The sequence below is a fragment of the Collinsella sp. AF38-3AC genome (assembly GCF_003474365.1).
Taxonomy (GTDB): Bacteria; Actinomycetota; Coriobacteriia; order Coriobacteriales; family Coriobacteriaceae; genus Collinsella.
The window spans coordinates 1-21964 of record NZ_QROM01000010.1 but is presented as its reverse complement, the minus strand read 5'-3'; the positions used below and the strand labels follow the sequence as shown (position 1 = coordinate 21964).

General features: G+C 59.7%; 20 protein-coding genes and 1 other RNA gene. 3 read left to right on the top strand and 18 right to left on the bottom strand.

Annotation, left to right across the window (positions count from 1 at the left end):
• The first annotated feature begins 218 nt into the window (after positions 1–218).
• Positions 219–1106 (top strand): methyltransferase domain-containing protein, encoded by an 888-nt coding sequence (locus tag DW029_RS07135; protein ID WP_233543832.1) that lies wholly within the window; start codon positions 219–221, stop codon positions 1104–1106.
• Between the two features lie 158 nt (positions 1107–1264).
• On the top strand, positions 1265–1564 hold the full coding sequence (locus tag DW029_RS07130) for a YhbY family RNA-binding protein (RefSeq protein WP_006234690.1): 300 nt from the start codon (positions 1265–1267) through the stop codon (positions 1562–1564).
• A 70-nt stretch (positions 1565–1634) separates the two neighbouring features.
• On the opposite strand, the gene DW029_RS07125 is transcribed toward DW029_RS07130, so the two are convergent.
• The 8 genes from DW029_RS07125 to ssrA form a co-directional block, all read right to left on the bottom strand.
• Positions 1635–4634, bottom strand: coding sequence for a BTAD domain-containing putative transcriptional regulator (locus DW029_RS07125; protein WP_118345637.1), 3000 nt, complete (start codon positions 4632–4634; stop codon positions 1635–1637).
• A gap of 448 nt (positions 4635–5082) precedes the next feature.
• The gene (gene nagB, locus DW029_RS07120) at positions 5083–5811 is read right to left on the bottom strand and encodes a glucosamine-6-phosphate deaminase (RefSeq protein ID WP_117734640.1); all 729 of its coding nucleotides are present in this window, start codon (positions 5809–5811) and stop codon (positions 5083–5085) included.
• 272 nt (positions 5812–6083) lie between these two features.
• Positions 6084–6581 (bottom strand): PTS glucose transporter subunit IIA, encoded by a 498-nt coding sequence (locus DW029_RS07115; protein WP_022094632.1) that lies wholly within the window; start codon positions 6579–6581, stop codon positions 6084–6086.
• Between the two features lie 70 nt (positions 6582–6651).
• Positions 6652–7989 carry a phosphoglucosamine mutase gene (gene glmM, locus DW029_RS07110; protein WP_118345636.1) on the bottom strand — a complete coding sequence of 446 codons (1338 nt, stop codon included), beginning with the start codon at positions 7987–7989 and terminating at the stop codon, positions 6652–6654.
• Positions 7990–8112: 123 nt separating this feature from the next.
• Positions 8113–8508 carry a 30S ribosomal protein S9 gene (gene rpsI, locus DW029_RS07105; RefSeq protein ID WP_022094634.1) on the bottom strand — a complete coding sequence of 132 codons (396 nt, stop codon included), beginning with the start codon at positions 8506–8508 and terminating at the stop codon, positions 8113–8115.
• Positions 8509–8510: 2 nt separating this feature from the next.
• Positions 8511–8954, bottom strand: a complete 444-nt coding sequence (rplM, locus tag DW029_RS07100) for a 50S ribosomal protein L13 (RefSeq protein WP_022094635.1) — start codon at positions 8952–8954, stop codon at positions 8511–8513.
• 157 nt (positions 8955–9111) lie between these two features.
• Complete coding sequence (locus DW029_RS07095) at positions 9112–9990, bottom strand: patatin family protein (protein ID WP_118345635.1); 879 nt, start codon at positions 9988–9990, stop codon at positions 9112–9114.
• 645 nt (positions 9991–10635) lie between these two features.
• Positions 10636–10999, bottom strand: a transfer-messenger RNA (tmRNA) gene (gene ssrA, locus DW029_RS07090).
• Positions 11000–11236: 237 nt separating this feature from the next.
• On the opposite strand from ssrA, the gene DW029_RS07085 reads away from it, so the two are divergent.
• Positions 11237–11671 (top strand): hypothetical protein, encoded by a 435-nt coding sequence (locus tag DW029_RS07085; protein WP_118345634.1) that lies wholly within the window; start codon positions 11237–11239, stop codon positions 11669–11671.
• A 58-nt stretch (positions 11672–11729) separates the two neighbouring features.
• On the opposite strand, the gene DW029_RS07080 is transcribed toward DW029_RS07085, so the two are convergent.
• The 10 genes from DW029_RS07080 to DW029_RS11170 all read right to left on the bottom strand — a co-directional run bounded on the left by DW029_RS07080 (position 11730) and on the right by DW029_RS11170 (position 21355).
• On the bottom strand, positions 11730–12245 hold the full coding sequence (locus DW029_RS07080) for a PIN domain-containing protein (RefSeq protein ID WP_158572635.1): 516 nt from the start codon (positions 12243–12245) through the stop codon (positions 11730–11732).
• Entirely contained in the window at positions 12242–12595 is a 354-nt protein-coding gene (locus DW029_RS11280; RefSeq protein ID WP_158572634.1) for a hypothetical protein, read from the bottom strand. The genes DW029_RS07080 and DW029_RS11280 overlap by 4 nt, the downstream gene beginning before the upstream one ends.
• A 139-nt stretch (positions 12596–12734) precedes the next feature.
• The gene (locus tag DW029_RS07075) at positions 12735–13976 is read right to left on the bottom strand and encodes an HAD-IC family P-type ATPase (protein ID WP_233543831.1); all 1242 of its coding nucleotides are present in this window, start codon (positions 13974–13976) and stop codon (positions 12735–12737) included.
• Between the two features lie 120 nt (positions 13977–14096).
• Complete coding sequence (locus tag DW029_RS07070; protein ID WP_117734646.1) at positions 14097–14300, bottom strand: DUF6110 family protein; 204 nt, start codon at positions 14298–14300, stop codon at positions 14097–14099.
• A gap of 462 nt (positions 14301–14762) precedes the next feature.
• Positions 14763–16439 (bottom strand): Asp-tRNA(Asn)/Glu-tRNA(Gln) amidotransferase subunit GatB, encoded by a 1677-nt coding sequence (gene gatB, locus DW029_RS07065; RefSeq protein ID WP_118345631.1) that lies wholly within the window; start codon positions 16437–16439, stop codon positions 14763–14765.
• Positions 16439–17953: an Asp-tRNA(Asn)/Glu-tRNA(Gln) amidotransferase subunit GatA gene (gene gatA / locus DW029_RS07060; RefSeq protein ID WP_117743220.1), complete on the bottom strand. Its 1515-nt coding sequence runs from the start codon at positions 17951–17953 to the stop codon at positions 16439–16441. Before gatA ends, gatB begins: the two co-directional genes overlap by 1 nt.
• The gene (gatC, locus tag DW029_RS07055; protein WP_117743219.1) at positions 17953–18264 is read right to left on the bottom strand and encodes an Asp-tRNA(Asn)/Glu-tRNA(Gln) amidotransferase subunit GatC; all 312 of its coding nucleotides are present in this window, start codon (positions 18262–18264) and stop codon (positions 17953–17955) included. The genes gatA and gatC overlap by 1 nt, the downstream gene beginning before the upstream one ends.
• Positions 18265–18589: 325 nt before the next feature.
• The gene (locus DW029_RS07045; RefSeq protein ID WP_158572633.1) at positions 18590–19507 is read right to left on the bottom strand and encodes a class C sortase; all 918 of its coding nucleotides are present in this window, start codon (positions 19505–19507) and stop codon (positions 18590–18592) included.
• Between the two features lie 130 nt (positions 19508–19637).
• The gene (locus tag DW029_RS07040) at positions 19638–20411 is read right to left on the bottom strand and encodes a hypothetical protein (RefSeq protein ID WP_118345628.1); all 774 of its coding nucleotides are present in this window, start codon (positions 20409–20411) and stop codon (positions 19638–19640) included.
• Positions 20393–21355, bottom strand: a complete 963-nt coding sequence (locus DW029_RS11170) for a hypothetical protein (protein WP_233543830.1) — start codon at positions 21353–21355, stop codon at positions 20393–20395. The genes DW029_RS07040 and DW029_RS11170 overlap by 19 nt, the downstream gene beginning before the upstream one ends.
• Between the last annotated feature and the right edge of the window lie 609 nt (positions 21356–21964).

The window sequence follows — 21964 nt, the reverse complement described above, 5'->3', positions numbered from 1 at the left end:
CTCGTGCGGAACTCGCGATCGACCTTATATATTTGCCCTCCCCGGGGCTCCCGCACAACGGGACCTCAGTTGGGTTCTATCCCGGTTGCAGTTGCTTCGCTCCTGCACCACTAGGCTGGTACGGCGGCTTGGCAGTGGAACGGTTCTTTTTCTGATATATGCTGGTTGCGGCTCTTCTTTTGGGAGGAGTCGCTTTTTTGTTGCTAGGAGGTTGGCCCGTGGTTGATGGGGAGAATCGTTCTGAGCTGCTTTCTGCGGATTGGAATGGCGAATGGATGCGCCTGCAAGTTGATCGGCGGCGGGCTGATGATTCTTTTGAGTGGGATAAGCGGGCTCGGCATTTTCGTCCGCTGGAGACTGCCCCGTATGCTCGGAATTTTATAAAGCTATTGGCGCTTGAGCCCCGCGAGTCGGTGCTGGATATGGGATGTGGGGCTGGGTCGATTGCTATTCCGCTTGCTCAGGCTGGGCATCCTGTGATTGCGGCTGATTTCTCCCCTGCTATGTTGGGCACGCTTGATGCTGGCATTGAGTACTATGGGCTCGAGAATCGCATTACGCCGCTTGAGCTTGCTTGGGATGATGATTGGGATTTGGTTGGACCGGTCGCAAAGGCGGTGGATGCTGCCTTTGCCAGTCGGTCGGTTACGACGACTAATCTAAAAGGTGCGCTTGCCAAGCTTGATCGTACGGCTCGTCGGCGTTGTGCCGTCACGATGGTCGCCAACTCCAGCCCGCGCTATGATCTGCACCTGATGAACGCCATCGGCGCCTCGGTTACCTGCAGCAATGGCTTTGTGTATGCCTTTAATATCCTTATTCAGATGGGTGCGCTGCCGCAGGTCACGTACTTTGAATCGCATCGTCGCGATACCTTCGACAGCCTTGAAGCAGGTGTGGCGGATTTTTCCCGTATGCTCGAGCATGGCAACGAGGATAAGATCGACCGCCTGCGCGACTACATCGCTCAACACATGATTGAGAACCCCCATGCCGGTGAGCCGGGCTCCAAGGGCGTGCCGCTGGGGCGCTATATGCTCGATCATGTCCGCAAGGTTCGTTGGGCGTTTATTGCATGGGAACCGGTCTCTGCGCCCAGCTCATAGCCTGTTCGCAGCCCGCACCGCCCACTCACTCGGCATCCGCATTCTTTGCGAACTGGGCAAACGCACTCCACACCGCGCCGTTCCTGCGCTATCGTGGGACAGCTCACGTAGATTTAGGCCCCGTCGCGGGGCGCCCCATACATAGAAAGCGAGAACCCATGGCACTGACAGGAGCCCAGGTCAAGCAGCTTCGCAGCATGGCCCATCACCTTAACCCCGCCATCATCATCGGCAAGTCCGATGTCAACGAGGGCACCGTCGAGCAGACGGTCGCCTACTTGGAGAAGCACGAGCTCGTTAAGTGCTCCGTGCTGGACGGCTCCAGTCTTTCCGCCCGCGAGGCCGCCGAAGAGCTTGCTGAGCGCTGCCACGCCGAGGTCGTCCAGGTCATCGGCCGCAAGTTCTCGCTGTATCGCGAGTCCTCGCGCAAGGATATCGAGAAGATCAAGCTCGTCTAAGAGCCAATGATCCGGCGAGCCAACACATAGCAAGCTTACGGGCGCCCAAGTACTTCGGGCGCCCGTTTTTTTATCGCTCGACCAGCACGCGGTTGAGCCGACCCTCCACCAAGCGCTCATATAGACGCCGCGTCTCGGGCTCGGGTACGCCATCGACCTGCTCCCTCAGATGGTGCATATGCCCGCTGTACAGCTCGACGATATCGCGCCTCCGCCCCGCCGCGCTGTAGACACGCATGGCACAGCGCACCATATCCTCACGCGCCGTTTCCTGCCGAAGCCCCGACTCCGCCAGCCAAATCGCCGACTGCAGATCGTTTTCTTCTAGAGCGGCATTTGCTCCCTTAATCATGCAATCGATGTACTTTGACTGCATAATGCGTCGCATACGCAAAAAGTAGGTGGGATTACAGCCATTGGGAACATACAGCGGTCCGGCATAAAGCTGCTCAATCTTAAGGCACAGCTCAACTAAATGGGGCCCGCGCGCACCCGTACGATTTCCCAAAACCTCACGGCTTATCTGGTCAAACAGCCGCACATCGGTCTTGACGTAGTCGCCGTTGAGTCCGATGCATTCATTTTGGATGAGTACACACGACTTGCCATCCGGCGTCGGTCCCAAAGCCGACCGCAAGCGCGATATCGTCGAGTACAGGTTGTTACGGGCGCTATTAAACTCGGCATGGGGCCACAGCTCCATTGCCAGCGTCTCGCGGTCGACGAGCGCATCCATGCCCAGTGCAAGCCGCTCGGCAAGCGTCGCCGCCTTCTTGCGGCGCCACATTTTGTCCGTGATGGGAAACCCGTCGCGCTCGGCGCGAAACGCACCAAACATGCGAATCTCGATATGGTCGATGGTATCAACGGCTTCAACCTCGCTGGCCTGGAACAGGCGCTCGCCCTCCCCTTCCAAATCGTCGCGCAGCGAGTACCGCGACAGCTCTCGCACGGGAAGCTTCTTGCGTATCCTGGCCGCCGGCTCGCCCAGACAATGCATGGCAAGGCGCGCAAAGAGCCGATACGATGGCTCTAGAATCCCCGCACGATTCATGGACATCCAGGCCGCAAGGTCGCTGTCTCGGCCCGCACAGGCCAAATGCAGCGCCACCATCCAGGCCTCCGCTCCACCAACCTGTGTCTGGCTTATATCGAGTAACTCCGCTTCCTCGCGCACCGAAACCATCGAGGTGTTACGCAGATACGCCGCGCGCTCCAGCAGCAATGCGTTATCGCGCATGTACGCAATCGACTCCTCGGCAAGTTTGAGCACTTGGACCGCACGGAACTTTGCATTAACCGGCCGTCCCTCTGCCAGCGACTGCCAGCCTTCTAGCAACAGGCCAAACAGCTGAATCTGGTTGTCGCGCATGCGCACGGCAAAACGATCGAGCTCGTTGAACGCCGCGTCGTCGGTTACCGGCAAGCCGGAAAGGAGCCGCCGTGCCGCCAACACCATACGCACCCAGATAGCCATCGCCTTAAGCCCACGTACGTCGAGCGCCTCCCGCACCACCGTCATCTCGTCGTCGCGCTCGTCGGTTCCCGCGAACGACCCATCAAAGAGCTCCACCAGCATGCTATCGGCCCGTGTAACAATCCCTGCAATGTCGAGCTCGCAGTCGTAGGCCTTGCTCGTTTTGAGCCGCTGTAGAACGCCGCCGTCATCTCCCCGCTCGGTCAGACAGCGCTTGACCTCGATATGCGCGGACAACATATCGAGTGCAGTATGGGATGTCTCGATTTCTGGCACGGCCAGGTTCGCAGGAAGCCCAAGCCCGTTGTCCCCATAGCAAACAGCCGTCAGTGTCTGGGCCACCCTCCACGAAACAGGATCTATTTCGCAGGCCGCCCGTTCGCCCCCGCGCTCGATAACCGATGCCATATAGCGAGCGAGCTTTGTATTGGACACGCTGACCGCTGCCAGATATACGCCAAGCGCCTCGGCAGGCGTTGGCTCTGGAGCCGGATCGTCGACATCGATCGTGCCCAGCGCCGCTCGGCAGATATCGGCCCCGTGCCCCGTCAGAGCAAGATCGACCCCATACTGACCAGCAAGTTCAAGGACCGCATCACGGTCCAAAAAGGCGTCCGCCAGGCCCATCGCCGCATCGCATCGGCCCGCCTTAAGCAAAATCCGGGCCGCCCTCGGAACAAGTTCGGGGCGAACCTCGGCCACCAACTTACGCAAACGCAAGCGTCCGTTATCCTCCGTACCCAGACACGTAAAACTCCGCTCGGCGGGGTCCAAGCCAAAGATCGGGTAGTCGCGTACAAAGTAGGACTGGTCGACCATCGACAGCCTCACCCCACAAGCCTCGAGTTCTGCGATATTGCCCTCGCCCATCAAAATCATGAGACATGCCACGCAAAACAGCGCATTATTGTCGAGCGAAGCCAGATCGGCAAGTGCCGCGCCATATACGTTGACAATCTCGTTTTCGAGCAGACCGGCTACGTCGCCTTGGCCATAAAGACCCGTCTGCAATGCCGAAACGAGCTCGGGCACGCCCTGCGTGAGCTGATAAAAGTCGAGCGACGTGCTGATCGAAAACGCCGATGCCCACGCCGAATACTCATAGGCATGCACCTTGAGCATCTGCGCATTGATCTTAACCGAATCGCCCAGCCCGTGAATCAGCTGACGATTTGAAGGACGGCAGGAGATAAAGACCCCTACCCCCATAGCGCGCAGGCCGCGAATCCTGTCGATGAGGTCTTCGGTATCGTGCTGATCGAGGTTTGGCACATTATCAATCGCGATAAGGGAGTGCGGTTTGTCTTTGAGTTCTTCGGTAACCACCTCGAGCTGCATAAACACCTCGCGCCCAATGGCGCGATCGGCCTCGATAATCCGCACGGGGCCTCGCGTCGGGTCGCATTTAACCTCATGGGTGTACTGCAGCAGCACCGAGGTCTTTCCAAACCCGTCGGGCGCATAAAGAACCACGATGCCGGCCTTTCGGCCCTTGGCTATAAGCTCATTCATCAAGCGCTCGCGTCGCACCATATAGCCTCCGCCCAGCGGCATCAGCTCGAGGTCGTCTATACTGCTCAAATCGTTTACCATGCCCGCTCCTCAACTCGACCGTATGGACACTGTAACCGCAAGACCATACAGGCCGCGCTATAAATAGAGCGACCTTGTGCTTTAGGTTGTCTTTTGGTACGCAAGCGGCAAGTTTTTGTACAGCAAGGGCAGATTGTTATTAATCCCCCGATTAATCGGTCTTTAAGCAGGTAAATGAGCTTGTCAGCTTGTCCCATCTAAGCGGCAGTGTAACGTAAATGAACAAGGTTCAGCCATGTCATTCAACTCGCCTAGCACCCGCTACCGTCTACGACCTTTTAGTGGCATTTTTGCATAGAATATGGTATGGGATGAATCAAGCTGTTGGGCATCCAGCATTCGTCAAGCTTGCGGCAAGATCTTGGTCAAGTGGGCGGAAAGGGATAGCAAAAAGGCCCCCGCAATGCGGAGGCCTTAGGCAAGGCTATGTCGAGGTGCAGGATTCGCGCTACTCGCAGAGCGAAAGGGCGGCCTCGTCGGCAACGACAACGCAGTTGGTGTGCAGCTGTAGGATCGAAGCCGGGCACTCGGGCGTAACCGGGCCATAGCACATGTCATGCACGGCCTGAGCCTTGGCCTCGCCGTTGGCGACGACCAGGATCATGCGGGCATACATGATGGTCTGGGTACCCATGGTGTAGGCCTGACGAGGGACATCGTCGATGCTGTCGAACAGACGGCTGTTGGCCTGAATGGTGCTCTCGGTGAGATCGACGCAGTGCGTGCCCTTGGAGAAGTGGTCATCGGGCTCGTTGAAGCCGATATGACCGTTGTTACCAATGCCGAGCAGCTGCAGATCGGGATAACCGGCGGCAGCGACGACCTTGTCGTACTCAGAGCAGGCAGCGGCGGCATCGGGGTTGGAACCATCGGGCACATGCGTGTTGTTCAGGTCGATGTTGATGTGATCGAAGAAGTTCTTACGCATAAAGTAGTGATAGCTCTGGGGATCGTCGTGCGAAAGGCCGCGATACTCGTCCAGGTTGTAGGTGCTGACCTCGGCAAAGTCGACGTCGCCCTTCTTGTACCAAGCAGCGAGCTGCTTGTAGGCACCGATCGGGGTAGAGCCGGTGGCAAGGCCCAGCACACAGTCGGGCTTGAGGATAACCTGCGCCGAGATAATATTGGCGGCCTTGCGGCTCATATCCTCGTAGTCTTTAGCTTTAATGATCTTCATTACGCATCCTTTCTCGTACAAGAGAGGCAAGGCTCCCCTTACAAGCACTTGCCCGCGGCCCGCGTCGGCCGCAACCAACGTGTGCGGCCACCAGGGCGAGGTCGCGTAATGTATGTGTCTCGTGTCTAGCCGCGTCGAGGCCCCTGCCCGTCCACGGTGACCCGAAGCCTTTTAGCTTCGGACAAATCCCATCTTGCCACGGAGGGCGCCCTCTTTCAAGGGCGCCCTCCGTAAACGTGTTTGAATTGTAGGCTAATGGCCACGTGCACTTGCTAGCGCTCGCGAGCAACGATGAGCTGGTCCATCTCTTCGACATGCACGCCAACGGAGCCCTTGATGCTCGAGAACTCAACGGAGTTGCACACCAAGATGGGAACCGTCACATCGTAGCCCTCGGCAGCAATTGCCTCGCGATCAAACTCAATGAGCACATCGCCCTTATGGACGATGTCACCCACTTGCGCATGTACGGTAAAGTGCTTGCCCTCGAGCTGAACAGTGTCCAAACCAACGTGGATGAGCACGTCCAGGCCATCGACCGTGTTAAGCGCAACGGCGTGCCCCGTGGGAAAAATGGCCTCGACCTTGGCATCAGCCGGTGCAATCACACGCGTTCCGGTGGGCTGAATCGCCACGCCCTGGCCCAAAAGACCGGTGGCAAACGTCTGGTCGTTTACCTCGGAGAGCGGAATGACGTCGCCCGAGATGGGAGCATCCAGCGTAAGGACTCGACCACGCATACCAAAAGACCTTAGGACTTTAGTGAACATGCTCCCCCTCGGACATACCAATCAATCAAATAACCTTAACAGTTTACCACTTGGCACCCATTTTTGACCATTAGGGAAGTTCGCGCTTGACAACCTCGACGATGTCGTCGACAACGCGCTGGGTCAGCTCGTGCGTCTCGGCCTCGGCCATCACGCGGACCAGTGGCTCGGTACCGCTCGGACGCACCAGAATGCGGCCGCGGCCGTCAAGCTCCTTCTCGGCAGCAGCGACGGCATCCCAGATGGGCTGGCAATCGTCCAGACCAGCCTTGTTGTCGGAATGCACGTTAACGAGTACCTGCGGGTACTTCTTCATGATGCCGGCAAGATCGGTGAGGGTACGACCGGTGCGCTTGAGCACGGCCAGCAGCTGCAGAGCCGTCACCAGGCCGTCACCGGTGGTGTTGTGCTCCAGGAAGATGATGTGGCCGGACTGTTCGCCGCCGATGACGGCGCCGTCCGCGAGCATGCGCTCCAGAACGTAGCGGTCGCCCACGGCAGTCTGAACCATCTCGAAGCCTTGCTCCTTCATAGCGATGGAGAAGCCAAGGTTGCACATGACGGTCGAGACGATCTCGGAGTTGGCGAGCTTGCCGCGAGCGGCGAGGTCAGAACCGCAGATAGCCAGGATGTAGTCACCGTCGATCTCATTGCCCTCGCTGTCCACGAACAGTACGCGGTCGGCGTCGCCGTCGTGGGCCAGACCGATGTCAGCATGGGTGCGCAGTACGAGCTCGCGCAGGGGCTCGAGGTGAGTGGAGCCGCACTCAACGTTAATGTCAGTGCCGCAGTAATCGGTGTTGATGGCATGGACCGTGGCACCCAAGCGCTGCAGAGCGACGGGCGTAGTCTGGCAGGAAGCACCGTGACCGCAGTCGACGGCAACGACCAGGCCGTCGAGCCTCAGGCCATCAAGCGTATCGATGGCGTGGTCGACGTATGCCTTGCGGGCATCCTTCATCTTAATGATGTGGCCCACGCCGGCACCGGTCGGCAGCGTGTCGGCAGCCATGGCTTCTTCGGACATGACCCAGGCGCTGATCTCTTCCTCGACAGCATCGGGAAGCTTCATGCCCTTGCGGCTAAAAAACTTGATGCCGTTGAACTCCGGCGGATTATGCGAAGCAGAGATGACGATGCCGCCGTCGAGCTCGTTCTGAACGGTGAGCAGGGCCACGGCCGGCGTGGGGATGACGCCGCAGCAGTGCGGACGGCCGCCCTCGGCCATGATGCCGGCGGTCAGAGCGCTCTCGAGCATAGTGCCCGAAAGACGCGTGTCGCGGCCGACACAGATATCCGGACCAAGGAACTTGGTCGCCGCGCGGCCCAGGCGAAACGCGAGGTCGCACGAGAGGCCGGCATTGGCGACGCCACGGACGCCGTCGGTACCGAAGATGTTCTGGGGCATAGGATCGCTCCTTCCCTAGCAGGCGATATGCAACCGCCCACCCTAGTCGAAAAAGAAAAGCGGGACCCGCCGAGGAATCGGCAGGCCCCGCTTGTACATTGTATCTCGAAAGGAGATAAAACCTTAGCGCTTGGAGAACTGGGGAGCGCGGCGGGCCTTCTTGAGGCCGTACTTCTTGCGCTCGACCACGCGAGCATCGCGCGTAAGGAAACCGGCCTTCTTGAGATCAGCACGGTAGTCGCCAGCGTTCAGAAGAGCGCGAGCAATGCCCAGGCGCAGAGCGCCAGACTGACCGGAGATGCCGCCGCCATCGCACAGAGCGATAACGTCGAACTGACCGGCAGTGTCGGTCACCTTGAAGGGAGCAAGAGCGTTCTCAACGAGCTGATGACGGCCGAAATACTGCTCGGCGTCACGCTTGTTGATGGTCACCTTGCCGGTGCCGGGGACGAGACGGACGCGGGCGACGGCGTTCTTACGACGGCCGGTACCCTGGTAGACAACGGTGTTCTCAGCCATCTTTAAGCCTCCAGCTCAATCTTCGTGGGGTTCTGGGCAGCGTGCGGATGCTCGGCACCAGCGTAGACCTTAAGCTTGGTCATCTGGGCACGGCCGAGGGTGGTCTTGGGCAGCATGCCGCGAACAGCGCGCTCGATGACCTTCTCCGGGTGCTTCTCCATAGCCTGGCGGAAGCTCTCAGCCTTAAGGCCGCCGTTGTAGCCGCTGTGGCGATAATAGGTCTTCGTGTCGGCCTTGTTACCGGTAAGCTGGACCTTATCGGCGTTGATGACGACAACGAAGTCGCCGCAGTCGCTGTTGGGCGTGAACTGAGGCTTGTTCTTACCGCGCAGGATCATTGCGATCTGGGTGGCAAGACGGCCCAGGACAGCACCATCGGCGTCGACGAGAACCCAGTTGCGCTGGACCTCGCCCTGCTTGGCGTAGTGAGTCGATTTCGAAATCACTTAGACTCCTCCATGTACAGTACGTGTTGTTACAGAGATTCACGGGGCTCTGCAAGTAACCCGTCCATATTACCCCGCTCGCCGTACGAGTCAACAGGTATTTTGACTCCGACCAGAGTTTCTGCACATGTCGTCCATGGGTCATGACGTCGCGACACTAGCGCTCGACAAACGCCTCGATATCTCCCAGCAGGCGCTTTGCCTCCTGGCGGCCCTGAATATACAGGTCGAGGAGCTTTGCCGGATCGTGCTCAACATGGCCGACCTCGACCGGCTTTTGCGGAGCAACGACCAGCGCACGGCCCTCACGCTCATACTTCCACAGATGCATGCGCTGGATGTTATAGCGGTCGTGGCGCGTCTCGATAGCCTCAAGCAGATAGGGGTAGTCGGCATAGCGGGCTCGTGCGGCGGGCATAAACTCGTAGGGCTTTTTCTCGTACGAGCGATCCTGCGTGACAATGACGACCGCGCGATCGAAGCCTGCCTCCTCCAGCACGTGCTCGATGGGGACCGAATCGGCTACGCCACCGTCGACGTATTTGTGCCCGTCAATCTCGACCGGCGGCGTCACCAGCGGCAGCGACGTCGATGCGCGCACGGCGTCGAGGTCGAGCACGGCACTTTTGACCGACAGGTACGCGGCGGTTCCAAAGAGCATGTCCGTCGCGACGGCGTACATCTCGATGGGGCTCGCGTCGAACGTCTCGCTGTCAAAGGGATCCAGGCGGTCCTGGACATCGTTGAAGATAAAGTCGTAGCCGACGATGGAGCCCGTGGACGCAAACGATGCGGCGCCCATGAAGCGGTTGTCGTTGCAGAAAGCCAGGTTGATGCGGTTAGCACGGCCGATCTGGTGCGACTTGTAGTTCACACCGTTGAGGGCGCCGGCCGATACGCCATATACCGCCGGAATCTCGACGCCGGCCTCCATGAAAACGTCAAGCACGCCCGCGGTAAACTGCCCGCGAAAACTACCGCCCTCCAGGACGAGCGCGACCCTGCCGGCGTTCTTTGCTTTATCTTCTGCAGTCATGTTGACCTCCTGCTGTTTCGTTTTGGCCTTCTTCTACCCAGTTTTGGGATGGAGGGCGTGTAGGTTTTGGAGTTGAGGAGGGCGGGGCGGCTGGCGGAAAGCACGTCCCGTTCTGAGGGGCGATTCCGGGACGCGCTTTCCGCCTGGGCTTCCATTGGGAAAGCGCGTCTCACTCTGCGTTGCTGCGGGGCACGGCAGGCTGCAGCGCGATCGGCATCGCGTCTATATCTAGTCGAGGCATTGCGCGGAGAATCCGCGTATTTGCTTCGCAAATCCGCACCGGCTTCGGCCGCCTGCCGGCGTCCTCGCCCGCGGGCTAAAAACGCTCACGCGTTTTCTTTACGCCCGCGCCCTGCATAGAGTTCGATTCTCCGCGGTTTGGGGGGATCCGTTGATGCTGGGCGAGGCCAGCTGAGATTCGATTAACATCGCACCCATTTTGAGTCGGAAGTTTGCGCGGAGAATCCGCGTATTTGCTTCGCAAATCCGCACCGGCTTCGGCCGCCTGCCGGCGTCCTCGCCCGCGGGCTAAAAACGCTCACGCGTTTTCTTTACGCCCGCGCCCTGCATAGAGTTCGATTCTCCGCGGTATCTATAATTAATAAAAAAGCAGGTAGAGACACTTCTCTACCTGCCTGTAACTATTGGTGGAGGCGCGGAGAATCGAACTCCGGTCCACGAAAGCCCCCTGATTGGCATCTCCAAGCTCAGTCGCTGGTTTAGTCTCGGACGGCTTGCGCGCAGCGACACGCTCGCGGCGTCCTAACCGGTTCGGTCTTAGCCTGCACCATACCGATTACGTGCGCAGGCGCATTCCCCTAAAATGACGTCGCGCCGGTGTCGGGGAAATCACCGGGTTGACGCGCCGCTATAAACTAAGCAGCGAGAGCCATAGGCTCAAAAGAAGAGTTGTTGTCAATTCAATTTGACGGTACCCCTGTTTAACGAGGCAAGGAGACCTCGGCTTGCTTCCTCTCTCAGAGCTATCGTGTCGAAACCAGTCGCCCCCGAATGTCGGGAAAGTCTGGATGGCATTGGGCACGAGTACCCAACAGCCGTCGACTTTTCAAGGAACATACGGGGCGAGCCCCGCTTGTGAAGTGCTATGTTACCACGTTCTCAAGGAAGACAGCTGTTCTATCCACGAGCTGTGAAGACCCCAATGTGCGCTGTACTTCGCACTTTTGCTACCGATCGCGTCACGTATATTTTCGCCAAGCACAATTGACCCGTCGAAAGGACCGTTATGGATACCAAGCAGCAACTCGTCAATGCCCTCGCAGGCCTGGGCTCAACCATTACCGAAGCTATGGATGTCATCGAGGGCTTTGTCCCCTGCGGACATCCCGCCCTCACGGTATCGAACGCACTCGTCGCGCTGGACGCTGACGATGATGCAGCTCTCGCCCAGCAGCTTGAAACCGTCGAGGACTTTATCGACCACGTGAGTGAGAACCGCGGCGTGGCCGCCTACCACGGCATCGAGGTCGAGCTCGCGGGTCCCAAAGCCGATCTGCTCGCAGCAATCCGCGAGGTAGGAGCCCTTATGCAGACCGCAGGCGTCAAGAACACCCAGGTCAACGAGTGGATCTACCGCAGTCTGGCAGCACTCGACAGCTCCGACGAAAAGGCAGCCGAGCAGCTCGCAGAAAGTCCCGCCATTAAGGCCGAGCTTTTGTAAATAGCAGACGCGGGCCCCTTGGCTCATCGTCGTCCAAGAGGCCCGCAAGCAGTTCGCGTCAACCGATAGCCGCGCTGCCGCGTTCGGCCAAAGCAAGAATCGGCATCATTTGACGAGGTGTCTTTGCTGCAAGATCGGCATGTTCGAGCAGTTTGCGATCGTTAGTTACCAAGTAATCAACCTGCGCGCGCTTGCATGCGGCGAGCACCAAGTTGTCCTCGTAATCGCGATGGAGCGTCAGATATTTGTCGGCCAGCCAAAGATCCGACGCATCTGCACCCACGGCCGTGGCGTTTTCGGTCATATTTCGAACAAACGCCAGCGCCGCATCGCCAATCGCGCGGGCAGAAGCCTCGTCGAGCGCTCCCCCGCTGGCAAGAACGCTACGCTTCAGCTCGTGTTGGACAACGTACAGCACGTCCTTAGCGATATGCACCGGAAAGAACAGCAACGCCCCCGTCTCCGTCGCCCGCCCAATAAACGCACGCGCGGCAAGCGACTCGGCATGGTCGACGCAAAACGAATCAACCCATACGTTGGCATCCACCATTATTTTGAGGAAAGCCCCGCTCACAGGATCATCCCCTTTTGGCGATAGCGCTCGTCCATGGCTTCCGAATAGATTGTGTCCCAATCGCGATCGTCGGATACGTGCGACGTAGCGATGCCCAGGTCCGCGTAAAGCTGATCCGCCGCCGCCCATGATGCGGCGAACGGAGTATCGGGCGCGACGGTCTGCCGCCGGTCGTCGACGGCCGCAAGCACTTCCTCGCACTGCCCGCCACCCTGCGCGACCTTGGCCACCACCTTTTTGATGAGCTCAGGCAGTGACCTGCCCGAAAGCTGCAGCGCTTCCTCGGCGCGCTCTTTAACCGAGCGATCTATGCGAACATTCACCTGCGCCATGCTGCCAACGGTAGCCATCTCAACCTCACCTTCAGCATTTACTAGCAGTGCTAGCACGATCATATATCTGAGCTAACATCTCGTCAAACAAAAGAAGGCCTGCACCCTGGCGGCTGCGATGCCGCCAGGGTGCAGGCCATATACTCAATCGAAAACGCTAACGCAGGTACGCCTTTGCGTTGCCCAGGCTGTAGGCGATCGTTGAGCCGTTGTGCAGCAGTGACGACGTCTGCGGAGTGATCCTGCCGATAATACCCAATGCCAACAGCGCCGAGTTGGTGGGCATCACCTTAGAATAGGAACCCGTCAGACGATCAATGAGGCCCTGGCTCATGCGGCGCAGGCGCACGAGTGCGGCGAGATCCGTGTCGGCCAGGATGATGTCGGCGACCTCCTTGGCAATGTCGCTTCCACCGCCCATGGCCAGACCCACATCGGCCAGGCCCAGCGCCGGTGAGTCGTTGACGCCGTCGCCCACCATGGCAACGTGGCGCCCCTCGCGCTTAATCCGCTCCACATAGGCGTACTTGTCCTCGGGCAGCAGCTCGGCCTTAAACTCGTCGACACCCGCCTCGCGCGCAATGCGCTCGGCCGTGCGCTCGGAGTCGCCCGTAAGCATAACGACATGTTTGACGCCCAGCGCATGCAGGTCGGCGATGGCCTCACGGACCCCGGGCTTGAGCGGATCCTCGATGCCGAGCACGCCGACAACCTTGCCGTCGACCGCCAGATACAGCGGCGACAGGCCCTGCATCTGGGACTCGATTTGCTCCTTAATGTCGGAATCGAGCTGCGCACTCTCGTCCTCAAACACAAAGTGCGCGGAACCGATGATGGCGCGACGCCATTCGATGGACGAAGCGATGCCGTGCGCCACGATGTACTCGACGGCGGCATGGCGCTCGCGCTGTTCGAGCCCACGCTCGCGAGCAGCGTTGATGACTGCGCGCGCCACCGGATGCGGGAAATGCTCCTCCAGGCAGGCAGAAAGGCGCAGGACCTCATCCTCGCTCCAGCCGTCGGTCGTCAGCACGCAAGCCAGGCGCGGCTGCGCGAGCTCACGGAGGGCGGCGCGCAAAAAGGTCATGTAACCGGCCACGACAAACACCGCACGCAGAGGCGTCGGCAAGAACCAGCGGCGCGCGTAGTGGGCGCCGAAAAGTGTGGCAAAATCCATGACGAGCTTGTGCTTGCGTGGCTCAAGCTGCATCACGTAACCCGTCTTTGCGTCGGCAATGGCCTGGGCATCGAGCGCACCGACGGCGGCCAGCACGGCATCGCGGTGCGGCTCATCGTATTCGAGTGCCATCTGGCCGATGCGGCCATAAACGCGCACCTTGTGCACGCCGTCGATATCGCCGCTAAGCTTAAGAAGTGCATCGAGATCACTCTCTGGCACAGGACCCGCCAATTGAAGACGGGTCCTGCCGGGGATCTCGCTCATAATCGAGAATCTCATAGTTTGTGCCTGGGAGCGTTACTCGGCTGCCTCGTCAGCAGCGGCCTCGCTCTGGGTGATTTAGGCCGCCTCGGCAACCATGTCGTCGACATTAGCCTTGGCCTGCTCGACCATGTCCTGGTAGGCGTTCTTGATGCGCATGCCGCACGCGATACCCTGCACGCAGGCGTTCTTGACCGGGGCGCTGGTGAGCAGCTTGATGCCGTCCGTGCCGAGCAGAAAACCGCCACCGACAAGCAGGGTATTGAACGTCGACTTCTTCATGTTGCTTCTCCCTTTTGCCGCATTGGACGCGGCACGGTGCCTCAGCACCCGAGTAAACAAGTTTGCTTGAGAACACTTTTAGAAAATAGTTTAGTTCATCTAACTATTAAGGTCAACAAAGGTTAACTTTTTGGAAATCTTGGAGTCCAAATTCCATTCAGCCCACCCGACCCGAACGGCAGAGTCGTCACGGAACCCGGGAGCCCCGGCAGGGCGGGTGCTTCCTCAAAATGAGTTTCCTTCTAAAACAATGGGCGTGCCGACGGCACGCCCATTCACTCGATTTCATTCAGCCCACCTGACCCGAACGGCCGAGTCGTCACGGAACCGAGGGGCCGGGCGCAGGGCCTTGCCTCTCAATGAGTTCCGCACGAACAGGAGGCGCCAGTGGCGCCCCCGTCGTGAGTCAGGACTGTCCGAAATTGAGAGGCAAGGCCCTGCGCCCGGCCCCTCGGTTCCCGCTTACGAGAGCGACGTTCTCAGCAACTCGTTGAAGAGCTTCGGGTTGCCCTTGCCGCGGCTCGCTTTCATGCACTGGCCCACCAAAAAGCCGATGACCTTCTGGTTGCCGTCGCGGTACTGCTGCGCCTGCTCGGCACAGTTTGCCAACACCTCGTCCACGATCGGCTGCAGCGCGCCGGCATCGCTCACCTGACGCATGCCGCGCTCGTCGACGATCTTGTTGGGATCGTCGCCGGTCTGGGCCATGGCCTCAAAGACCTCGTGCGCCTGGTTGGAGCTGATGGCATCGGTCGCCAGCAGCTTGGCAAGAGCCGCCACCTGAGCCGGCGCGATGCCGGACTCAGCCAGCGAGGTACCCGCGTCCTTAAGGTAGGCGATCATCTCGTTGACCAGCAGGTTCGCGACCGTCTGGGCCTCCTTGCCAGCCATGCCGGCAGCAGCGGCCTCAAAGAACTCGGCAAACTCCGGGTCGCCGGCGATCTGCTCGGCGTCGGCGGCCTTAATGCCAAAATCGGCCTCAAAGCGGGCGCGCTTGGCATCGGGCAGCTCGGGAATCTCGCCGCGGCAGCGGTCGATGAACTCGTCATCCAGATCGAACGGCGCCAAGTCGGGGTCGGGGAACAGACGATAGTCGTCGGCCGTCTCCTTGACGCGCATGACCACGGTGCGCTTGCGGCTGGGCTCCCAGTGGCGGGTCTCCTGGTAGATGATGCCGCCCTCCTCGAGCACCTCGGCCTGACGGCAGATCTCGTAGGCAAGGCCGTCGTGCAGGCTCTTAAACGAGTTGAGGTTCTTGAGCTCGGTCTTGGTGCCCAGCTTGGTCTCGCCGCGGCGACGCAGGCTCACGTTGCCGTCGCAGCGCATGGAGCCCTTCTCCATGGAGCAGTCGGAAATACCCAGCGTCACAAAGATGCGACGGAGCTTTTCCATAAACAGACGCGCCTCCTCGGGCGTGCGCAGATCGGGCTCGGTCACGAGCTCAATCAAAGGCGTGCCGCAGCGGTTGTAGTCGACGAGCGACTCGGCCGCGGCGGTAATGCGGCCCTCGGCACCGCCCACGTGCACCATCTTGGCGGCGTCCTCCTCCATGTGGATGCGCAGGATGCGGATGGGCACGGTGTAAGAACCGTCCTCGCGACGCTCGGGCATCTGCATGTTGGAGGCATCGTAGCTGGCTAGGTGGCCGGCGCGCTGATTGCCCTCGCGCATCGTGGAGGACATGGACGTGGACAGGCCCTCGGCATTGGCCGAAGCGCTCGCCAGGCTCTGGGCCTCGGCCTCGCCAAACGCGCAGTCGGGGCGCTCGGCGGCACCGCGACCGGTCACGTCCAGATCCAGATGACCGTACATGGCAAAGGCGACCGGACCCTGCGTGGTCTGGAAGTTCTTGGCCATATCGGGATAGAAATAGTGCTTGCGGTAGAACATCGAGTGGCGCTGGATCTCGCAGTTGGTCGCGAGACCGGCCTTGACGATGCTCTCGATGGCGCGCTTGTTGGGCACCGGCAGGGCGCCGGGCAGGCCCAGGCACACCGGGCACACGTTGGCGTTGGGCTCGTCATCGTGGCTGAGCTTGCAGTTGCAGAACATCTTGGTATCGAGTGCGGTGAGCTCGGTATGGATCTCCAGGCCAATCACGGCCTCCCAATCCTGCAGGACCTCGGAAAGCTCCTTCATTACAGCTCGCCCCCCTTCCCGGCAAAATCGGGCGCGACGGAAAGCACGGGCGCGCCCGTGGCGGTATCGGCAAAGCCGCGCTCCAGGGCGCGGGCAAACGTGAGCAGCTGACGGTCCTTAAAGGCAGGGCCCACCAGCTGGGCAGAAACGGGCAGGCGGCTGTCCTCGCCCAGGCCCAGCGGCACCGAGATACCACCGTTGCCGCAAATGTTGAGCGAAATGGTGTACAGGTCGGAGAGATACATCTGCGTGGGGTCGCTGATCTCGCCGAACTTAAAGGCCGTACGCGGCGAAGCGGGCATAAGAATGGTGTCCACCTTGGCATACGCGGCGTCGTAGTCCTGCGTGATAAGCGTGCGGGCCTTTTGCGCGGCATAGTAGTACTTGTCGTACACGCCCGAGGAGAGCAGGTAGGCACCGAGCATCTGGCGGCGCTTGGCCTCGGCACCAAAGCCGTGGGCGCGGCTGAGCGAGCTCTGGTCGGACAGGTTGGCGCAGCCTTCCTCCTGGTAGCCATAGCGAATGCCGTCAAAACGAGCCAGGTTTGAGAACGCCTCGGCCGGGCCGATGACGTAGTAGGCGGCGATGGCAGCGTCCAGGTGCGGCAGGTCGACCTCCACGAGATCGGCGCCCTGGTTCTGCAGCTCCTGGGCGGCACGCTCAACAGCGGCCTTGACCTCGGGCGTCAGGCCCTCGGCCTCCATAAACGCGGGGATGATACCCACGCGCTTGCCCTCGATGCTGTCGTTGAGATGCTCGGTAAAGTCGACGGCACAATCCTGGCTGGTGCAGTCGTACGGATCGTGACCCGCACCGGTAAGCGCATTCATGGCCAGCGCGACATCCTCGACCGTGCGGCCAAAGGGTCCCACCTGGTCGAGCGACGAGCCAAAGGCAACCACGCCGTATCGGCTCACGGCGCCATACGTGGGCTTAAAGCCCACCACGCCGCACAGGCTCGCCGGCTGGCGAATCGAGCCGCCAGTGTCCGAGCCCAGCGAGAGCGCAACCTCGCCGGCAGCAACGGCGGCAGCGGAGCCGCCCGAGGAGCCGCCGGGCACGCGCTCGGTATCCCAGGGGTTGTTGGTGCGGTGGAACGCCGAGCTCTCGGTAGAGCTGCCAAAAGCAAACTCGTCCATGTTGACCTTGCCCATGGGCAGGCAGCCGGCGTCGAGCATGCGCTGAACGCAGGTGGCGGTGTAGACGCTCTGGTAGTCCTCGAGCATACGGGAAGCGCAGGTGGTGCGCGTACCCACGAGATTCATGTTGTCCTTGATGGCCAGCGGCACGCCCGCAAGCGGGGGCAGAGCCTCACCGGCGGCGCGGCGGGCGTCAATTTTGGCGGCAGCCTCGAGCGCGAGCTCGGGCGCCACCTGCAGAAATGCCTGGACCCCACCCTCGCGCGCCTCGATGGCCTCGAGCGAGGCCTGCGCGATCTCGGTGGCAGAGAAATCGCCGGCGGCAACGTGCTCGGCTAGCTGCGCGGCCGTGAATCGATCGAGATTGAGCTTCATTACTCGCTCTCCCCCTCTCCCAAAATGGACGGCACGCGGAAGTAGCGGTCGCGCACGCTGCCGGCGTTTTCGAGCGCGACATCGAGCGGCAGGTCGCGCTCGGGCTCGCGCAGGTCGTCGCCCATCACGTTGGACAGGTTTCCGATGGGATGGAACGTGGGCTCCACGTCGGGCAAGTCATATTGCAAGACGGGCTCGAGCATCTGGACGGCATCGTTCAGGTAGGACGTCATCTGGGTGAGCTCGTCATCGGCCAGTGCGATCTTTGCGTACTCGGCAATGCCGCGCACGTCTTTCTCGCTGAGTGCCATAGGCGCTCCCTTCCGCATAACAGTTAAACCGCTCTAGTATACAGGGCAACGCCGACTTGGAGCAGGCGCTTTACCCAAATGCAGCGAAAACGTAACGAGGTCGGCGGTTGGCAGGCGGCGGGCTGGCGGTTCCGCAACGAAACCGCACCGTCCACAACGAAAACCGTCGCGTCCATGGCGAAGACCGTCTCGACCACAACGAAAACCATCACAACATTCGACGCTTTTCGTCAAAATCGCGATTTTCATCGAATATTGTGATGGTTTGGAAGCCCCGACCACCACAAAGGTGCCTGTCCCCATTGAGGTGGTTCTGGAGAATGTCCTATGCCGAGACCTTGGCCTTGCGGCGCTTGCGGACCGCGTGAATAACGATGTCCAACAGCAACAGCACAATGGCTGCGACCACGATGAGCACGGCAAACTCGCGCTTGCCCCAGTGGCGGCCGGCCAGCGACTTTTGCTTGTCGACGTCCTTCTTGTTGTACTTGGTGCGCACGCAATGCACCAGCAGGCGATGGTCGTTCACGCCGTAGGGCGTGCAGGTAACGAGCGTCACCTTGTCGGCGCCGGGTTCGATGGTCAGCGACTCCATCTCCTCGGGCAGCACCACCTCGGAGTCCACCATCTTGTAGGCGAGCGTCTTGTTCATGGTGTGCAGCAGCACCAAGTCGCCGGGCTCCAGCGAATGGATGTCGTCGAACATACTCAGGTTGCGCATGCCCGAGTGCGCGGTGAGCACGCAATGCGTCGAGGTGCCGCCCACCGGCAGGCTCGTGCCCTCCAGGTGGCCGACGCCCGCCATAAGGACTTCCTCGCTTGTGCCGTGGTAAATGGGCATGCTCACGTCGATGGAGGGGATCTCGACCCAGCTCATCATGGGATCGCGGTCAAAAATGAGCTGCTGGGCGTAGGGCTCGATCTGGTCGGCGGGGAGCTCGGTGGCCTCGCCCGCCAGCTGCTCGTTAAAGGAGCGCGCCTGGAGCAGGATGCGCTCGCGCTCCTCGGCAGACAGCGCGTCCACGGTGCTGGACACCGTGCTAATCTGGTTGAACACGCCCGAGGCCTCGAGCCGGTCCAAGATCCACGGCCAGGTCATAAGGCCCACGCCAATAAGGATGATGACGATGGTGATGAGCCGGTCGGCCCAGCGCGGCAGTCGCTTGCGACGCCGTTTGGGCTTTGGTTGAGGTTTGGGCTGAGGGCTTGAGCCGCCGTTGTCCGCGGCGTTATTGCTCTTCATATGTTTGGCGCCCTGCACCATCGCCGGTCACTCCTCTACAGCTCAAGTTGTCTAAACAAATAATAGCCGATTAGCGAGCTTCCACGCCGGACAACGCAGCTAGACTGCACCGTCCGGGCCACGCACCCACTCAACCAATCAAGCCATATGTTGCTTTCATCGTCTCGAGCAGCTGCACCATCGTTGCGCCCGCAACCCCGATCTGTTTCAGATTGACGTCGCCCACCTCACAATCTTTAACAAACGCAAGCATATCGTCCTTCAATTCTCCGCGCAGGTCGACACCTTCCGACTCGCCAAGCAGCTGAGCAAGCCTCAGCGCATCGCGTTTATGCTTTTTTACCTTCCTCGAATCAACATTCTCCCCCGCTTCCCTTCTAGCTTTTAGGTCGAGATACGCCTTCGCTTTGAACGGGACAATGTATTCCGTACCCAGGACCGAAACGCCGCCTACGGTCCGAATTCCCTGAAGGAACAAGCTGTAGTAAGCATCGTCCAACAAAATTGCCGAAAGACTGCTTATGTTTTCATCAACGTGAATTGGCGCCACATCAATCCCCTCACGACCCTTTAGAAAGTCGGGGCACTTCCCGAAGAGTTCGATCATATGAGGGTAACCCGGCCTCTTAGGCTCTGTAAACCGATAAAAACATGAGTCTTTGCCTTCGCCCCAGCCGCAGCGATAACCGCCATCACGCACCAAAGTCCATATAGCTTCTGCCGTCTGAGGCAACCGGTCATCGGCGACAATTACCACATCAAAATCGTGAGTCGCCCTAAACGGAAGTCCCGCCTCCGCGAGCAAAATGTCGCATGCCGTGCCGCCGATAAGAGCATACGATCCTGCAGCTTCTTGCATATGCTGCTGAAATTTTTGGAGACCTTCTACAGCGCTTCTTGCCATGGATATTCCTTTCCAAACATGCGATCGACTTCGAGCTGAATTCGCTCATCGTCGATTGCCGCCAAAGATAGCGCAAGCGAAATGTCGTCGACACGGGAGGAACCGGCAAACACGGGCGCATAGCGCCACACTTGGATCATCGCCGTTTCGTTATCCGGCAACTCCCCGTCTGCGACTTCGAGGTTGCTCAGTTGACGCCATGCACTTCTTAAGACGGCCTTTTGTTCCATACCCGGCGTAGCGAGCATGGAACGCGCAGCGAGCGCCGTCTCCCCGGCGTCAGCAAGATAGTCGATCCGCGGCGTCTTCCTTGCAAAACAGACCTTCGAGACTGGCGAGGAGAGCTCTGCCATGTGCTCGCTGAGCAGAAGATCAACGGCAACAGGGAACACAACGACACGTCGCTCGCGACGCTCGCGCTTCGCGAGCCCCCTGTCAACAAGCTCGGTTATGGCCTCACTCGCGCGGCTTGCCGAAATCCCAAGCGCACGACAAAGGTCATAGGGACGATATGGCTCCTGGGCTGCTCCCCAGATTGCGGCAGCTTGCGCGTTGGGTGACATCTTGGTCGCGCGATTATAAAACCGGGCACCGCCCCTCTCCGTGCAAGCTGTGCCCATAAATGGAAGAAAAGCCTGTCTACCTGGGCAGACAAAGGGAATCCCTTGTGCGACCAATGCTTTGCGCTGACGTGCATCGGCATCAGGAAACGAAACGACAACAGGAGTCTCCGCGCGCAAGGCTAGCTGACTATAGACTCTCTTAGCCTCGGGAAGCCCGACGCCAGTAGGCAAACTTGCAAGCAAAAACGAAAAACCGTTTGCGTCAACAGCGCGGACCTCAATCGCCCGCAGATGCAACGGCAAGTGCGCGGATCCAGGCCAATTTTTGGTCTTGGCGGAGAGGCCTAGTGCTTCTTGTAAGTAGATTAGCGCTTCGTTCATTTCCATCGTTTTCGTTTGATTCCAGTTTATATTGGAATTATACATAATTTTCGGAATTAACGAGCTTCCTCTTATGCATAGGCCCGCATTTGCGTTTTCAAAATGTCCCGAATCGGCGGGGCGATTCGGGATACAATGTCAATAGAAAACGACGCACCCCGCGTAAATGTTTGGGAGCGCGGGCGGCCTAGTTTTCAGCTTTTGTTAAATGCCCGGGCTCCGAACCCCGGGCATTCTTATTTGCGCTTGTTACGGCGCAAATGCCTTCTACCGTCCGCACCGCGCGTGCGCCTACGGACCTTAAACCGAACCTCATACGAGTCAAGAAACGCGATGACGAACGAGCCCACCGCCGCGAGGGCGGCGAGCGCGTTAAGGAATTTCAGCATTTGGGGACCTCCGATCGAGTCGTCGGCCGCCCGCGCACGGGATGCGTCGCAAGGGTATTTTACTGCGAGCACTCGCACTTACAGCTGGTAAACGCAATATTTGCAAACATCTGTTCGATATTCATACGCTTGATACATCGGGCAATGGAGCCTGGCTGCGTTATCCCAATCAAAACCACCCCTAAAAGGGGTGGTTTGCTCTTAGGGTATAACCCTTGGA

What these genes read in the sequence shown, in the direction of transcription:
- glmM (WP_118345636.1), bottom strand. Translation starts at nt 7,989, where the DNA reads ATGCCCCAGAACATCTTCGGTACCGACGGCGTCCGTGGCGTCGCCAAT.
- rpsI (WP_022094634.1), bottom strand. Translation starts at nt 8,508, where the DNA reads ATGGCTGAGAACACCGTTGTCTACCAGGGTACCGGCCGTCGTAAGAAC.
- DW029_RS07115 (WP_022094632.1), bottom strand. Translation starts at nt 6,581, where the DNA reads ATGTTCACTAAAGTCCTAAGGTCTTTTGGTATGCGTGGTCGAGTCCTT.
- DW029_RS07070 (WP_117734646.1), bottom strand. Translation starts at nt 14,300, where the DNA reads ATGAAGAAGTCGACGTTCAATACCCTGCTTGTCGGTGGCGGTTTTCTG.
- DW029_RS11170 (WP_233543830.1), bottom strand. Translation starts at nt 21,355, where the DNA reads ATGAACGAAGCGCTAATCTACTTACAAGAAGCACTAGGCCTCTCCGCC.
- DW029_RS07130 (WP_006234690.1), top strand. Translation starts at nt 1,265, where the DNA reads ATGGCACTGACAGGAGCCCAGGTCAAGCAGCTTCGCAGCATGGCCCAT.
- nagB (WP_117734640.1), bottom strand. Translation starts at nt 5,811, where the DNA reads ATGAAGATCATTAAAGCTAAAGACTACGAGGATATGAGCCGCAAGGCC.
- DW029_RS07085 (WP_118345634.1), top strand. Translation starts at nt 11,237, where the DNA reads ATGGATACCAAGCAGCAACTCGTCAATGCCCTCGCAGGCCTGGGCTCA.
- DW029_RS07125 (WP_118345637.1), bottom strand. Translation starts at nt 4,634, where the DNA reads ATGGTAAACGATTTGAGCAGTATAGACGACCTCGAGCTGATGCCGCTG.
- DW029_RS07040 (WP_118345628.1), bottom strand. Translation starts at nt 20,411, where the DNA reads ATGGCAAGAAGCGCTGTAGAAGGTCTCCAAAAATTTCAGCAGCATATG.
- DW029_RS11280 (WP_158572634.1), bottom strand. Translation starts at nt 12,595, where the DNA reads ATGGCTACCGTTGGCAGCATGGCGCAGGTGAATGTTCGCATAGATCGC.
- DW029_RS07095 (WP_118345635.1), bottom strand. Translation starts at nt 9,990, where the DNA reads ATGACTGCAGAAGATAAAGCAAAGAACGCCGGCAGGGTCGCGCTCGTC.
- gatB (WP_118345631.1), bottom strand. Translation starts at nt 16,439, where the DNA reads ATGAAGGAGCTTTCCGAGGTCCTGCAGGATTGGGAGGCCGTGATTGGC.
- gatA (WP_117743220.1), bottom strand. Translation starts at nt 17,953, where the DNA reads ATGAAGCTCAATCTCGATCGATTCACGGCCGCGCAGCTAGCCGAGCAC.
- DW029_RS07045 (WP_158572633.1), bottom strand. Translation starts at nt 19,507, where the DNA reads ATGAAGAGCAATAACGCCGCGGACAACGGCGGCTCAAGCCCTCAGCCC.
- gatC (WP_117743219.1), bottom strand. Translation starts at nt 18,264, where the DNA reads ATGGCACTCAGCGAGAAAGACGTGCGCGGCATTGCCGAGTACGCAAAG.